Source organism: Halorubrum laminariae, from assembly GCF_024494655.1.
In the GTDB taxonomy this organism is placed as follows: Archaea; Halobacteriota; Halobacteria; order Halobacteriales; family Haloferacaceae; genus Halorubrum; species Halorubrum laminariae.
Genome location: NZ_JANHDL010000005.1, coordinates 1 through 14933, shown reverse-complemented (window position 1 = coordinate 14933; position 14933 = coordinate 1). Strand labels below are relative to the sequence as shown.

15 protein-coding genes are annotated in these 14933 nt (G+C 67.9%); 9 read left to right on the top strand and 6 right to left on the bottom strand.

The annotated features are described in order from the left end of the window. Positions 1-111 precede the first annotated feature (111 nt). Positions 112-1002 (top strand): hypothetical protein, encoded by an 891-nt coding sequence (locus tag NO887_RS10130; protein WP_256418174.1) that lies wholly within the window; start codon positions 112-114, stop codon positions 1000-1002. A 39-nt stretch (positions 1003-1041) separates the two neighbouring features. Here NO887_RS10130 and NO887_RS10125 read toward each other — a convergent pair whose 3' ends face one another. After that, positions 1042-2853, bottom strand: a complete 1812-nt coding sequence (locus NO887_RS10125; protein WP_256418173.1) for a S8 family serine peptidase — start codon at positions 2851-2853, stop codon at positions 1042-1044. A 164-nt stretch (positions 2854-3017) separates the two neighbouring features. Between NO887_RS10125 and NO887_RS10120 the strand changes: the two genes are divergently transcribed. Beyond that, complete coding sequence (locus NO887_RS10120; protein WP_256418172.1) at positions 3018-3602, top strand: NAD(P)/FAD-dependent oxidoreductase; 585 nt, start codon at positions 3018-3020, stop codon at positions 3600-3602. Between the two features lie 22 nt (positions 3603-3624). On the opposite strand, the gene NO887_RS10115 is transcribed toward NO887_RS10120, so the two are convergent. Beyond that, complete coding sequence (locus tag NO887_RS10115) at positions 3625-4662, bottom strand: succinylglutamate desuccinylase/aspartoacylase family protein (protein ID WP_256418171.1); 1038 nt, start codon at positions 4660-4662, stop codon at positions 3625-3627. Between the two features lie 107 nt (positions 4663-4769). Here NO887_RS10115 and NO887_RS10110 point away from each other — a divergent pair, with 107 nt between their 5' ends. Next, on the top strand, positions 4770-6122 hold the full coding sequence (locus NO887_RS10110) for a putative ATP-dependent zinc protease (RefSeq protein WP_256418170.1): 1353 nt from the start codon (positions 4770-4772) through the stop codon (positions 6120-6122). A 46-nt stretch (positions 6123-6168) separates the two neighbouring features. Here NO887_RS10110 and NO887_RS10105 read toward each other — a convergent pair whose 3' ends face one another. Further along, on the bottom strand, positions 6169-6603 hold the full coding sequence (locus NO887_RS10105; RefSeq protein ID WP_256418169.1) for a Rieske (2Fe-2S) protein: 435 nt from the start codon (positions 6601-6603) through the stop codon (positions 6169-6171). A 97-nt stretch (positions 6604-6700) separates the two neighbouring features. Between NO887_RS10105 and NO887_RS10100 the strand changes: the two genes are divergently transcribed. Next, on the top strand, positions 6701-7705 hold the full coding sequence (locus NO887_RS10100; RefSeq protein ID WP_256418168.1) for a winged helix-turn-helix domain-containing protein: 1005 nt from the start codon (positions 6701-6703) through the stop codon (positions 7703-7705). A 25-nt stretch (positions 7706-7730) separates the two neighbouring features. Here the strand turns inward: NO887_RS10100 and NO887_RS10095 are convergent, their stop codons facing one another. Next, positions 7731-8345 (bottom strand): TetR/AcrR family transcriptional regulator, encoded by a 615-nt coding sequence (locus NO887_RS10095; RefSeq protein WP_256418166.1) that lies wholly within the window; start codon positions 8343-8345, stop codon positions 7731-7733. A gap of 102 nt (positions 8346-8447) precedes the next feature. Here NO887_RS10095 and NO887_RS10090 point away from each other — a divergent pair, with 102 nt between their 5' ends. Both NO887_RS10090 and NO887_RS10085 read left to right on the top strand, forming a co-directional pair. Beyond that, positions 8448-9803 carry an amidohydrolase family protein gene (locus NO887_RS10090; protein WP_256418165.1) on the top strand — a complete coding sequence of 452 codons (1356 nt, stop codon included), beginning with the start codon at positions 8448-8450 and terminating at the stop codon, positions 9801-9803. A 147-nt stretch (positions 9804-9950) separates the two neighbouring features. Next, positions 9951-10838: a fumarylacetoacetate hydrolase family protein gene (locus NO887_RS10085; RefSeq protein WP_256418164.1), complete on the top strand. Its 888-nt coding sequence runs from the start codon at positions 9951-9953 to the stop codon at positions 10836-10838. 19 nt (positions 10839-10857) lie between these two features. Here the strand turns inward: NO887_RS10085 and NO887_RS10080 are convergent, their stop codons facing one another. Next, positions 10858-11877 carry a TatD family hydrolase gene (locus NO887_RS10080; protein WP_256418163.1) on the bottom strand — a complete coding sequence of 340 codons (1020 nt, stop codon included), beginning with the start codon at positions 11875-11877 and terminating at the stop codon, positions 10858-10860. Positions 11878-11959: 82 nt separating this feature from the next. On the opposite strand from NO887_RS10080, the gene NO887_RS10075 reads away from it, so the two are divergent. Both NO887_RS10075 and NO887_RS10070 read left to right on the top strand, forming a co-directional pair. After that, positions 11960-13018 carry a WD40/YVTN/BNR-like repeat-containing protein gene (locus NO887_RS10075; RefSeq protein WP_256418162.1) on the top strand — a complete coding sequence of 353 codons (1059 nt, stop codon included), beginning with the start codon at positions 11960-11962 and terminating at the stop codon, positions 13016-13018. After that, positions 13019-13444: a DoxX family membrane protein gene (locus NO887_RS10070; protein WP_256418160.1), complete on the top strand. Its 426-nt coding sequence runs from the start codon at positions 13019-13021 to the stop codon at positions 13442-13444. A 66-nt stretch (positions 13445-13510) separates the two neighbouring features. Here the strand turns inward: NO887_RS10070 and NO887_RS10065 are convergent, their stop codons facing one another. Beyond that, positions 13511-14278 (bottom strand): pirin family protein, encoded by a 768-nt coding sequence (locus tag NO887_RS10065; protein ID WP_256418159.1) that lies wholly within the window; start codon positions 14276-14278, stop codon positions 13511-13513. A gap of 202 nt (positions 14279-14480) precedes the next feature. On the opposite strand from NO887_RS10065, the gene sod reads away from it, so the two are divergent. Further along, a partial coding sequence (gene sod, locus NO887_RS10060) for a superoxide dismutase [Mn] (RefSeq protein ID WP_256418158.1) occupies positions 14481-14933 on the top strand: 453 nt, incomplete at its 3' end.

Here is a 14933-nt window from a genome sequence, read left to right as displayed (position 1 = left end):
GTACCGCGACCCGATCCGGCGACGGAACGGTCGTCGCCGGTACCGCCGTCGCCGCCAGAACGGTTCACGGTTGCGCGCGGTTTTTAAGTCGCTTGCAGCGGGAACGGGCGTATGGCCGACGGCGACGACAGACAGGCGACGTTCGGGTCGGACGGGAGCTTGGAAACCGACACGACGCCGGACGCGACTGGCGAGAACGACTTCGGCGAGCCGAAGGAACCGAACGAGACGGACGGCGGGTACAACCGCTACGCCGTCTCTAGCCTCCTCCAGAAGGCCGTGCGGCGCTCCGACGAGGAGGTCGCCGCGTGGGCCGCGTGGGAGCTCGCGCGCTCCGGCTACGCGTGGAACCTCTGGGACCGCCTGACGCTGTACGTCGTCGAGGACCTCCGCGCCGGCAGCGATGTCGCGCTCACGATCCAGCGTTACGAGGAACTCGCCACGGAGCGGTGGGAGCCGGCCGAGTGGAAGGGCCGACTCTGTGCGATCCACGCGGCGCTCGCAGCCGCCCGCGCCCAGTCGACCCGCGAGGGACCGAACGCCGACGAGTACTTCCGGGCCGTCGCCGAGCGCCGTGCCGAGGCCCGCGAGCGAGGAGAGGAGCCCGCCCACGACTTCCCCGTCGGCGACCTCGAACCGGGCGGCGAGTTCGACGCGATCTTCGACGGCCACACCGGCGAGGGGTCGCGGCTCGGCCGGAGCACCGAGTTCTTCAAGACCCACGGCGCTCGCGTCGGGCCGGAGGGCGAAGGCGAGCACAGCGCCCGGTGGCAGCGGCTCGCCATGCTGCTCGACGAGGACCACGACTACACCGAGGCCGACCTCGACCGCGCCGTCGAGCCGGTCGACCCCGACGATCCGTGGGGCGAGCCCGAGACCGCCGAAGACGCGATCGATCCGGAACGGCGTGCAGACGAAACTGACGGCACGGACGACGGAGGTGACGGGGGCGACGCCGCCGACGGCGACGCCCGCGGCTCGCTCTCCGACTTCTCCGAGTGAACCCGATTCGACGAGGTCGCCCGGCGGTCGCGGACGCGATTACCGGACCCGCGCGGCGGCGAGCGCGACCGTCGCGAGCGCGACGATCGCGGCGACGGGCCCGAATCCGGACGTCCAGTTGTCGCTCGCGGAGTCGTCGCCCGCAGGGACGCTGTCTGGGGGTGTAGAGTCAGTCCCGCCGTCCGTCGGGGTCGGCTCCGGCGGAGCGGCCGCGACCGCCGCGCCAACCGCGGCCGGGGCGTTGACGACGCCGTACCCATACCGATCGTCTGGAACGGTCATGTTTGTCGGATCCGTCACGTCGGTCGCATCCGCCGCGGCGGTCGCGGCCGCCGGATGAACCGCGGTCTCGACGATCGCGGCCTGAACAGTCGCATCGTCGGCCCGCCCGTCGGTCGCGGCGACCGCGAGCGCCGCGATACCGGCGACGTGCGGGGCCGCCATGCTGGTCCCCTGTCGTCGGACGTAGGTGGCGGTCGTGTTCGCATCGGCGCTGACGACGCCGACACCCGGAGCCGTCACGTCCGGGACGACGTACATCGCGGGCCAGTCGTCCGGATACGTCTCGAACGCTACGGCCGTGTCGATCGACTGCCCGCTGGAGAACGGCGGAACCTCGCCGGCGTTGTCGACCGCGCCGACCGCGAGCGCGTCGTAGACGTTGCCGGGGCTGGTCGAGGTGTTTTCGCCCTCGTTTCCGGCGGCGACGACGACGACCGCGCCGGCGGCACGGGCGTTTCGCACCGGACCGACGAACTCGCGGAACGCGCCCGGCGACCCGAGGCTCAACTGGAGCACGTCGGCGTCGCTCGTCGTCGTCGCGTACTCCATCGCCGCGATCACGCCCGCGAACGTTGCCGTCTCGTTCTCGGCGAACACGTCGATCGCGTGGAGGTCCGCCCCCGGAGCGACGCCGATGTGCGTCCCGGATGCGTTCCCGCCCGCGACCGTCCCGGCGACGTGGGTCCCGTGGCCGTCCCGGTCCGACGCGTCCGCGAGGTCGTCGCTCACGAGCGTTCCGTGCTGATCGAACGCCGCCCACCCGTCGAGGTCGATGTCCCGGTGTCTAGGGTCGGCTCCAGTGTCGATGACGGCCACCGTCGCACCCTCGCCGCGGGTCCCGAACCGCTCCCACGCGGTCGGCGCGCCGATCTGTCGGAGCCCCGCCGTGGAGCGGCCGCTTGGGTCCGCTTCGATCTGGGCGGACGGTGTGGCTGACGGCGAATCTGTGGTCGTCGAGGGTCCGTGAGACATCGCGACCGATCCCCGCGCCGACGCCGCGCTGTCGAGCGGTTCGATCGCGACGTTCTCGTGGACTGCAGTGACGTTCGCGACCGACAGCAGCGCGTCCGACGACACCGCGTCGGCGTCGACTGTCACGACCACCGCGTTCGCAAGCCAGAGTTCGCGTTCGACCGTGACGCCCTCGCGTGCGGCGGCGAACTCGTCGAAGGCGTCCTGTTCTGCGGCCGCGTGCTCGCGGAGGTCGGTGATCACCGCGTCCCGCTGGTCGTCGGACGCGCCGCCGGGATCGGACCCGCGGTCTTCGGGGTCCTCGATCGGTGTGAACCGGACCACGACCTCGACGGTGCCGTTCGCGTCGTCGAGCGGTGTCGTCTCGTTCGCGTCGTCGGAGACGGTTCCGATGGTCGTGTCGACGGAATCTGCGGTGTCGACAGCGGCGGTATCCGCGGCGGCGGTATCCGCGGCGGCGGCTCCCGAGGACGCGATCGCGACGAGCATCGCGCCGGCGAAGAGCGCGGCGACGACAGCGAGGAGAAACGCGACAGGAGCGGTGCGCGGGCGACCGGGGGATTGGTCTGTCGGGTTCGCGGACCTCCGGTCGCTCATAGCCGACGTGCCGGGAGGGGCGGACAAATACCTTCGGCTCTCGCCGCCGCGCCGCCGCGCCGCCGCGACGTAGGTGTCCACGTCGACGATCGATGCGTCAGCAGTCCACCCCGTGGGTGGCCGCTTTCGCCACTTCTTACTGACGGGGTGACGATACGTCACCCATGACAGACGTCGCAATCGTCGGCGGTGGACCGGCAGGGCTCAGCGCGGGACTGTTCGCGGGCAAGAACGGCCTCGACGCGGTCCTGTTCGACACCGACGGCACGTGGATGCACAAGGCGCACCTGTTCAACTACCTCGGGGTCGGCTCCGTCGGCGGAAGCGAGTTCATGGCGACCGCGCGGCAGCAGGTCGACGACTTCGGCGTCGACCGCCACCAGGGAGAGAAGGTCACCGGCGTCGCGGAGTCGGGCGACGGCTTCGCCGTGACCACCGAGGACGGGGAGTACGAGGCCGACTACGTCGTGCTCGCGACCGGCGCGAACCGCGACCTCGCGGAGTCGCTCGGCTGCGAGTTCGACGGCGACCTCGTCGACGTGGGCGTCTCGATGGAGACGAGCGTCGACGGCGCGTACGCGACCGGCGCGATGGTCCGCGCGGAGGAGTGGCAGGCGGTCATCTCCGCGGGCGACGGCGCGGCCGCCGCGCTCAACATCCTCTCGGCCGAGAAGGGTGAGCACTACCACGACTTCGACGTGCCCGACACCGCGAGTTCGGTGTTCGGCGGCCTCATCGACGACGCGTAGCGATCGATCGCGCGCCGCTGTTTCAATCCGCCGAGTCCGGCTGTCCGACTGGCTTCGGTGCGTCGCCGGCCTCGATCGCGCGCCGCGTGGACTCGTCGAGTTCGACGAGGTGACAGAGGGGGTTCCCGGGGTAGACGACCGGGTTTTCGAGGAGGCCGATGAGGAGTCCGGTGAACGGCGCTTCGACGCCGACGGCGTCCTCCTTGAACGGATTGGTGATCGTCGCGATCCGCTCGCCCTCGCGGACGAGCGACCCGCTCTCGAAGTGGGTGTCGACGATACCGCCGGAGTCGGCTCGCAGCCACGTCTTCTCTCCCGCGCCGGCGACGATGGTCCGCCAGCCGGGCCAGCGAACCGTGTCGGCGTCGAGCAGTTCGTACTCGGCGAAGACCGATCGGACGCCCGCGAGGGCGTCGTCGATCAGGCCGCGCTGGAACCGGTGAGCCTCGCCCATCTCGATCGTGATCGTCGGCGTACCGTCGGTGGTCGCCTCGCCGCGGAGCGTACCGCTCGGACCGTCGCTGTCGATGATCACGTTCGAGCCGAACGCCATCGCGAGGCGGTGGACGCCGTCGTCGGTCATGTCGCCGCGGACGTGGAGCATGTTCGTCCGACCGCGGGTGGAGGTGTGGAAGTCGAGGCCAAAATCGCAGGGGGCGATGAAGTTCTCGTAGATCTGGTGGGCCATGCGCTTCGAGCTCGTCGATCCGGCCTTCCCGGGGAACGAGCGGTTTAGGTCGCGATCGTACACCGGGAGGTAGCGCTGCTGGGCGATGAATCCGGGAACGTTGAGCACGGGGAGGCAAACGAGCGTCCCCGCGAGCGTCGAGAGGTCCCACTCGTGGGCGACCTCGCGGACGACCTCGATGCCGTTGAGTTCGTCACCGTGGGCCGCCGCCGTGAGGAACACGGTGGGACCGTTGCGCTCGCCGTTGACGATCGTCACGGGAATTCTGACCGGGTCGCCGAGGTACGTCTCGCTGATGCCGTAGCGGATGTTCTGCGTTTCCCCGGGCGGGACCGCGCCGCCGTTGTACGTGAACACCCGGTCGTCGCTCATACCAGAGCGGAGCGCGGGGCGGGGTATATATATGGCGACAGAGTGTCTAACGGAGCCGGTGCGCAGCGATCGGCGCGCCTTTTAGGTCGGCACGCACAGGCACACGCATGAGTTCGGATTCGGTACGGGTGGGAGTGCTGTCGCTGCACAACAGCAAGGAGACGAAAGCGATCTGCAACGCGGTCGAAGATCTGGGCCACGAGCCGGTGTGGCTCCGCGAGGAGAACGCCGCGATAAGCATCGAGGACGGCGACGTCTCGGTCGAGCCCGCCGTCGATGTCATCGCGAACCGCCTGCTCCTGTCGAACACGGACCAGCCCGCGGAGCTTCTGGGTCTCGCGACGACCTTCGAGCGGATCCGCCCGATGCTCAACGAGCCGGACGCCGTGCTCGCCGCGATCCACAAGTTCGCTACGGCCGCGACGCTCGCCGACTGGAACATCCGCGTACCGGACGCCCTGCTCGCGCTCTCGAACGATCGACTCAATCAGGACCGCGAGCGCTTCGGCGACGTGGGTGTGTACAAGACCGCGATCGGCACCCACGGCGGCGGCACGTGGAAGGTCGACCTCACGGAGCGCGTGAACCCGAAGGTCGGAAACCGACAGGCGTTCCTCCAGAAGCTCATCGACCGTGACGACGAGCAGCACCGCGACCTGCGCGTGTACATCGTCGGCGACGAGATCGTCGGATCCATGTACCGCTACGCGCCGGAGGGCGACTGGCGGACCAACGTTGCGCTCGGCGGTGCGGTCGAGGATGCGACCGACGACATGCCGGATGAAGCCGCAGAGACGGCTCTCTACGCGGCCGAGGTGATGGATCTGGACTACGCCGGCGTCGACCTCGTCGAGGGATACGACGGCTGGTACGTGCTGGAGGTGAACCCTACGGCCGGGTTCAAAGGGCTCTACGAGGCGACGGGCACGAGCCCCGCCCCGCACATCGCGAAGCTCGCGATCGAGACGGTTGGCGGTGAGGTCGACGACGACGCGGTCGAGCGCGTCTCGCGGACGCTCGACGACTCGCGGCCCTCCTGTGCGCCGATACCGAAGCCGACCACCACGGAGCAGCCCGACATAGGCTACATCGAGGAGGTCGTCGTCACGGGCACCTCCGGCTCCACGCAGGCGCTCGCGAAGTCGGACACGGGCGCGACCCGTACGAGCATCGACACGCAGCTCGCCGCCGAGATCGGCGCGGGCCCCATAAAGAGCATGACGCGCGTGAAATCGGGGAGCATGAAGGGCGGAAAGGCCCGTCCGGTCGTCGACCTCGTCATCGGTATCGGCGGGAACCAACACACCGTCACCGCGAGCGTCGAGGACCGCGGGCACATGGAGTATCCCCTACTCTTGGGCCGCGACATCCTCAGCGACTACCGCGTCGACGTGCGGCGGCGCGCGGACGCCGACGAGACCGAACGCGCCGAAGACGGCGAGATACTCGAAGAGGAGTGACGGAGCGAATTCCGCCGCGTGAACGAACGGACCCGTGAGCGTCGTGTCAAAAACCGATGTGAGAAGTCGATCCCGGTCCGTCATCTCCGTCGGCCGGCCCGTCGTCCCCATCGGCCGGCCCGTCGCGGACGTAGTCGTAGTCGTCGTCGGTAAGGTACACGCCGCCGTCGTCGACGCCGACCGCGACGGCCGGGAGACTCGTTCCCGCGGCCTCGCCGTTATCGCAGTCGCCGGTGCAGGCGTCGAACATCGAGCCGTGCTTCGGACAGACGATCTCGCCGTCGCGCATCGCCGCGCCGTCGCCCCGGTCGAGCCGCTGGGTCTCGTGCGGACAGACGTTCACCCACGCGCGCACGCCGGGTTCGTCCGCACAGCGCACGAGTATCACCTCGGTCTCGTTCGTGACCGCGTCCTCGGCGGTGAACAGGTACGATCCGCGCTCGGGCACCGCCGCGAGGTCGACGATCTTCGTGCCGGTCATCGAGGGAACTGACGGCCGCCCACTGCAAAAACGTATGCGTGGACGCCCTCGCGGCCGGCTCCGATAGATTTTACCGGGCAGTAAACGATTGTTGGGTATGAGTCACTTCGATCGGGCGACCCGCACCGGTCCGCGGGCGACCGACGCCGGCTCCGAGTCGGGACGGGAGTCCGGTCACGGACCGGAACCCGACCGGGGCGGAGAGAGCGGGCGCGACCTCGCGGTCGACCGCCGGACCGAGTCGCGGCTGCCGCCCGCGGAGGCGTTCGCCGCGCTCGGCAACGACACCCGCGTGGAGATTCTGGAGGCGCTACTGGAGCTGGGTGCCGACGACGCGCCGGTCAGCTTCAGCGCCCTCTTCGAGCGGGTCGATCTGTCGGACAGCGCCAACTTCAGCTATCATCTCGATCAGCTCACCGGGCACTTCGTGCGGCGCGGCGATGAGGGGTACGAGTTCCGCCACCCCGGTCGGAAGGTCGTGAGCGCGATTTTCACGGGGACGCTCACGGAGCGGGCACAGCTCGGCTTCTTCCCGGTCGACGGGGCGTGTTACGACTGCGAGGGCGACCTCCACGGCTGGTACGTCGACGACACGCTCACGATCGGCTGTGCCGACTGCGGGACGATCCACGTGAGCTACCCGTTCCCCTCCGGCGGCCTCGACGACCGGTCGGCCGCGGACCTCCCCGAGGCGTTCCACCACTACGTCAGACACCACTACTGTCTCGCCGCCGACGGCGTCTGTCCCGAGTGCACCGGTTCAGTCGAGACGACGGTCGTGGCCGACCCCGACGAGTCCGACCTCGACGTGGCCGTCGAGCACGTCTGCACGCGGTGTCGGTACCGGCTGCGCTCCACGGTCGGGCTCACGCTGCTCGACCACGCCGAGACGCTCGTGTTCCACGCGAACCGCGGCGTCGACCTGAACACCGAGCCGTTCTGGGCGTTCGACTGGTGCGTGAGCGACGCGCGAACGACGGTCGTCTCCGGGGCGGACGAGCCGCTCCGCGTGCGCCTCGAACTCCCCTGTGACGGCGACGAACTCCGCGTCGTCGTCGACGAGACGGGCGCTGTCGTCGAGACGACGCTGGTCGAGTGTTGACGGGTGAGCGCGTGTCAGCAGTGATTCACTCGTCGGGGTACAGCGAGTTCAGGATGAACTCGTCGATGGCGGCGCGGGCCTCGTCGGGGGCGTCCTCGTGGCCGAGCGCCATCCGACGGCCGCGGGCTGCGTGGATCACGTCGGTGATGAGTTGGCCCATCCGCTCGGCGTTGACGGGGGCGAAGATCCCCTGTTCGATGCCCGCTTCGACGACATCGACGATGCTCCCGCGGATGCGGTCGTAGTGCTCGTTGAAGATCTCGCGGTGTTCACCGTCGTTTTGCGCGTGGGTGTACAGCTCGTGATACACCTTCATTCGATCCCAGTGGGAGAATTCCTCGAACTCGGGACCGAACAGGCACTGGTCGATCCGCGCGTCCAGTTCCGTCCGAGGGTCCGCGCCCGCGTCGACCTCGACGCTCCCCTCGTACTGGTCGATGACGTATTCGAGAAACGACGACAGCAGGTCGTACTTCCCGTCGAAGTGGTAGTGGATCACCTGTCGCGTGAGGTCCATCTCCTCGCCGATGTCGCGCATCCGGAGGTCCGTGTACCCGTGCTTGCTCAGCGCACGGAACGTGGCCTCCATGATCACCTCCTCGGTGTCCTTCGCGGAGACCGTGCCGGGAGCGTCGCTCATACCTGACCTGTGCGGGTGCGAGGTATAATACGGTTGCTCTGCGCGAGCCGACTTTACCATGCGGTAAATTTTTACCCTCTTGGGCGAACGATACACTCGCGCATGACACGAACAATCATCCAGAACGGGACGATCCTCTCGCTCGATCCCGACGTGGGGGACGTAGCGGGCGGCGACGTGCTGATCGACGACGGCGAGATCGTCGAGGTCGGCCGCGGGCTCTCGACCGAGAACGCCGAGGTCATCGACGCGTCGGACCACATCGTCCTCCCCGGCTTCGTCGACTCGCACATCCACCTCGCACAGACGCAGGTCAGGGGCATCGCCGGGGACTGGTCGCTCATGGGCGAGTACTTCGACCACATGCTCGGCAACATCACCGGGCTCTATCAGCCGGAGGACATGTATCTGGGCGGCCTCTTCGGCGCGTTCGAAAAACTCCACACCGGGACGACCACGGCGCTGGACTGGTCGTACCCCAACACGCTCGAACACGGCGAGCGGGCTGTCGACGCGCTGAAGGACGCGGGACTGCGCGCGGTGTACACCTACGGCCCGCCGGGCGACGACTCGGCGAAGTGGTGGTACGAGAGCGACGTCGGCCTTCCCGAGGAGAACATCCGGACGCTCTACGACGAACAGATCCGCGACGACGACCTGATCAGCTTGGCGCTCGGGCTCCGAGGGCCGGATTTCTGTACCGACGAGACAGCTCGCAGCGACCTAGAGCTGGCGCGAGATCTGGACGCGCTCTCGACGATCCACATGGGTGCCGCGCTGTGGCCCTCCTCAGAGTACGGCGGCGACTACCAGGGGTTCGGAGCCATCGAGGACATGCTCGGTCCAGACGTCAACGTCGCCCACGGGAACCACTTCTCCCAAGAGGACATCGACCACGCCGTCGACCAGGGCGTCTCCTTCTCGTCGACGCCGGAAGTCGAGATGCAGATGGGGCACGGCATCCCCGTCACCGGCAAGGTGATGGAGGCCGGCGGCCGCCCGACGTGGGGCGTCGACGTCTGCTCGAACATCAGCGGCGACATGGCCTCGCAGATGCGGATCGGCATGCAGGTCCAGCGGATGTTCGACAATCAGGCGGTCTTGGAAGGCGACGAGGAGGTCACCGAGATGAGTATCTCCGCGCGCGACACCCTCGAAATGGCGACCATCGAGGGCGCGAAGGCGCTCGGTCTGGACGACGAGATCGGGACGCTCACGCCCGGCAAACGCGCAGATATCGTCATGATCGACGCGAGCGACTTCCTGACGGCCCCGTCGCACTCGCCGGTCCAGACGGTCGTGTTCCAGTCCGACCCCTCGCACATCGACACCGTCCTCGTCGACGGCGAGGTCGTGAAACGCGACGGCGAGTTGACGAACCCGAAGCTCCGCGAGGAGTTCGACCGATTCGTCGCGTCCGGCCACCGGCTGCTCGACGAGGCGGGACTCGACCTGTAACTCTGAACGTCCGATTGCGTTCGCCACCATCGCCTCCCACACACGACCACTATCTCACGACGACCTACAGACGACCGCTGCAGACGACCACGACTTCACGACGACTCACAGACAACCACAACTTCACGACCATACTACACAGACCACATGCAACTCGGACAATATCACACGACGGACGCGGACGAACCGTGGTGCGGCGTCGCGACCGACGACGACTCGATCGTCAGCCTCCCAGAGGCGGGCGCGGCCGCCGGAATTCACCTGCCGGCCGAAACGACCGACCTCCTCGCTGAGTGGAACTGGCGACGGAAGGTCGAACTGACGGTCGAGTACGCGACAGAGACGGGGACGGGCGTCTACGACCCCGACACCGTCGAGCGCGCGGCCCCGGTGACGAACCCACAGAAGGTCGTCTGTGTCGGGCTCAACTACCGCGACCACGCCGAGGAGGGCGACAATCCGATCCCGGACGAACCGGTCCTCTTCTCGAAGTTCCCGACGACGGTGACCGGGCCGGAAGACACCGTCTCGTGGGATCCGGATCTCACCGAGAAGGTCGACTACGAGGCCGAACTCGTCGCGGTGATCGGAAAGGAGGCGCGACGCGTCGAGCCGGAGAACGCGTTAGATTACGTCGCCGGCTTCACCGTCGGCAACGACGTGTCCGCGCGCGACCTCCAGCACGGCGACGGGCAGTGGGTCCGCGGAAAGAGCCTCGACTCGTTCGCGCCGATCGGCCCGGAGATCGTCACGACCGACGAGATAGCCGATCCCCACGATCTGGCGATCAGCGCGGACGTAAACGGCGAGCGACTCCAGGAGTCGTCCACGTCGAACCTCATATTCGGGATCGACGAGCTCGTCTCCTTCTGCAGTCAGGCGTTCACGCTCACGCCGGGCGATCTGCTGTTCACCGGCACGCCGCCGGGCGTGGGCGTCTACCGCGAGCCGCCGGTGCTGCTCGGCGACGGCGACACCGTCACCGTGACCGTCGAGGGAGTCGGCGAGCTGACGACCGACTTCGCGTTCGACTGACCGCGCGCGCCGCTCCTCGCTACTCCTCGAACCCGAAGACCGCTCGCGGGTTCTCCACCACGACCCGCCGGATGTCGTCGATGTCGATCCCGTAGCGGTACAGCTCGAATATCGCCCGCTTGAGCGCGAACGGGTCGGTGCGGAGGACGTTCGCGCAGTCGGTGTCGATCATGATCCGGTCGGAGCCGTACTCGTCGATGGCGTCCGCGACGTCGGCGGCGTCGACGCCGACCAGCCACGAGTGGCCGATGGTGTAGCTCAGGTAGCAGTCGGTCTCCTCCATCAGGTACGCCGTGTTGTTGCGGTCGGCGTGCGAGGCGACGACGCGCTCCTCGTCGAGGCCGGCGTCGCGGGCCGCTGCGACATCGATCTTCACCGATTCGAGCGCCGGATTCTCGCCGTCGAGGACAGGGTCGGCTCCGAGTCCGGCGTTCTTCTCGTATCCGGGCGTGACACCGAGCCCGTCGCGGTACGGCCGCTTCGCGTCCGCCGACGTGTTCGGCGTGTGGAGGATCACCGGGAGGTCGTGGTCGTCGGCGAGTTCCATCTGCGCCTGCACGACCGCCCGCTGCTCGTCGACGCTCCACCCGCTGACGTGCTGTGACGGGACCACGCCGGTCTCGCCCACCGCGATCACCTCCTCAAGCGCGCAGTAGTCGTCCATCGCGTCGAGCAGTTCGTCGGGGTTCTCGATGCGGACACCGGTGTGGACGCCGAGCCCGAGCTTGGCCTCGAAGAAGTGGTTGCGCTCGATCACGGTCCGGCGGTTGATCGCGTCGTCCCACAGGAACCGGATATCGTCGGCCTCGACGGGCTTGTACGGGGTCCAGTGGTAGCCCGAGGCGACCATCAGCATCGAGCGGCAGCCCGCGAGCGCGTATCGCTCACGGTCGTCCCACGAGAGCGTGTGCGCGTGGTTGTGAATGTCGATCCACGGGAGCGTGAGTAGCTCCCGTGGGAGGTCCACGAGATCGGTGTCAGTTCGGTCGTCGAGGTAGGCAGCGTCGGTCGGTCGCTTCGTCGCGTGCGGCGTCGGCATGAGTCACCCCTCGTCCCCCGGCCACTTAGCGTTTTACAGCTTGGTAAAAGTTTTAGTACGCGTCCGTCCCACGTACGCGTGTATGACACTGTTGATCGGGACAGACGACGGACTGTACCGGGTCGGGGACGTGCCGTTCGAGCGGGGCGACGCCGAGCGGGTGCTCGACTGCGAGGTCGTGACGGCGGTCAAAACGTGGGATCACACCGAGGGCGTGTTCGTCGCGTCGGCGACCGGGGCGTACCGCTCGGTCGACGGCGGCGAGACGTGGGAGGACCTCGACGTGCCCCTCGGCGACCGCTTCTGGCACGCCGGCAAAAGCGAGGTGTGGTCGATCCTCGCCACCGCCGACGGCGCGCTCTACGCCGGAACGAACGACCCGTACGTCTTCCGATCCGTCGACGACGGCGAGACGTGGACGGAGCTGAAGGGGTTCCGCGACCTCCCCTCGCGCGGACACTGGGAGTCGCCGATCGACCCGCACTACGCGCGCTTGCGGGACCTCGAAGTCGTCCCCGGCCGTCCCGAGCGACTGATCGCCGGCGTCGAGGCCGGCGGAATCCACCTGAGCGACGACGCCGGGCAGACGTGGACCGATCGACGCGACACGATCGTCGACGACGTGCATCAGATCCTCGCGATCTCCGAGGACGTGTGGCTCGCGACGACCGGCTATCTCGACCACGATCTGGAGAACTTGGGACTCGGCCACGCGGTCGGTGAAGGCGGGCTCTGGCGGACGACGGACGCCGGCGACTCGTGGACTCGACTCGATACCGGCAACGACTTCTCGTACATTCGGCGGGTGTTCGTCCACGACGGGCGCGTCTTCTTCTGCGGCGGCGAGGAGGCCCCGCCGGCGTGGGTGAACGACGACCACGAGGTCGCGCTGTTCGAGTCGACGAACTTCGGCCGCGACTTCGAACGCGTCCCGTTCCCCGGCGAACCCCACGAGATCATCGAGACGTGGGCGGTCCACGACGGAGACGTGATCTGCGGGTCGGGCCTGTTCGACGTGCCCGATCAACGCGACGACGTCGAGGGGCGGATCATGCGACGCGTCGCCGACGGTGCCGACGGCGCGAGCTACGAGACGGCCGGGCGCATCGACGCGAACGTCAGCCGTATCGAGGTGGTCTGAATGGGCGACGGCGCGGGGTCGGAACCGGACAGCGAGGCCCCCTCGCTGCTCGGCCGCTCGCTGTACGGCGGCGTGCTCGCGTACATGGCCGTCGACGGCTTCAAGAGCAACGACAAGCGCGTCGAGATAGCCGAAGAGAAGGGCGTCCCGATGCCGGAGGTCGCCGTGCCGTTCGTCACCGGAATGTTATTCGTCGCCAACCTCGGGATCGTCCTCTGGAAGCTGCCGCGGGCGGCCGCGGGCGCGATCGCCGTCTTCTTCCTCGGGACGACGCCCGCCATCCACGACTTCTGGAACATGGAGGGGCAAGAGCGCCACGGCAACAAGATCAACTTCCTGAAGAACCTCGCGCTGCTCGGCGGCGCGCTCGTGTTCCTCGACGCGGCCGACCGCGACGCGAAAGACCGGTCAGACGGCGACGACTGATCGACACAGATTGACGGCCGCCGCGAGCGCGACGCCACCGGCGATCGGAGCCCGACTCGCGGTCGATTACAGCACGTACGGGCCGCGCAGCCGGATCGGTTCGTCGTGTGGCCGGCCGGCCACGGCGACGACGCGGAGCGTGGCGGAATCGTCGCCGGCTTCGACCCGCACGTCGCGCGCTTCGGTGACGGGGAGCACGTCGCCCTCGCCGAAGGCGTCGCCGTCGACCGTCCCGCTCCCGCCGACGCCGTAGAGGAACCCAGACCAGCCGTCCGGGACCGACCACGTCCACGCGCCGTCGACGCGGGCGTCGCGGTACGTCATCGGCGTTCGGAGGTCGATCGGGGAGCCCTCGCCGACGACGGTGGTCACCGTCGCGCCGTCGACCGTCTCCGTGGGGAGGTCGGCGGCGCTCGCGTCGACGTAGTCCGCCTCCGTCTCCTTCTCGCTTCGCGGGAGGTTCACCCAGAGCTGGAGGCCGCTGCAGAACTCGCCGTCGGCGGGGAACTCGGAGTGGCGGATGCCGCCCCCGGCCGTGATCCGCATGGCCTCGCCCTCGCGAGCGGTGTGTTCGACGCCGAGCGAGTCGGCGTGATCCATCCCGCCTTCCAGCATGTACGAGACGATCTCAAACCCGCGGTGTTCGTGCATCGGGAACCCCGCGTCGGGGTCGATGTGGAACCGCTCGAACAGCACGAACGGGTCGAGGCTACTCGGGTACGCCTCGGACGGGAACGCCCGAGTCGAGTTCACGCCGGTCCCGTGTTGTACCGGTTGGCCGGCGACCGGCCCGTCGCTCGCGGACCGCTCGTCGGACGCCGCGTCAGATGTCATAGTTCATCTGAGGAGTCTGTGACTGATAAGTTCCGTGGAGCCGGTAGACGAAAAACACCGTAATTCGAATATATTTCCTCAATATACTGCTTTGTACCCCACAAGCGCTGTCTGAACGCACTCTCTGATTAGTCTGTTTTCTTACTAAAATCTGCTACAGAGAACATTCATATCGGCCGGAAGCATATGATGTGATGTCAACATGAGCTACGAACTCGATCCGTTACCGTACGAGTACGACGCGTTGGAGCCGCACATTTCCGAGCAGGTGCTAGAATGGCATCACGACACCCATCACCAGGGGTACGTAAACGGGTGGAACGCGGCCGAGGAGACGCTCGAAGAAAACCGCGAGGCGGGCGATTTCTCGTCGTCCGCGGGCGCGATTCGGAACGTGACGCACAACTCGTCGGGCCACATTCTGCACGACCTGTTCTGGCAGAACATGAGTCCCGAGGGCGGCGACGAACCCTCGGGCGCGCTGGCCGACCGCATCGCCGAGGACTTCGGCTCGTACGAGGCGTGGAAAGGCGAGTTTGAGGCCGCGGCCTCCGGCGCGAGCGGCTGGGCGCTGCTCGTGTACGACACGTTCTCGAACCAACTGCGCAACGTCGTGGTGGACAAACACGACCAGGGCGCGATCTGGGGCGGCCAC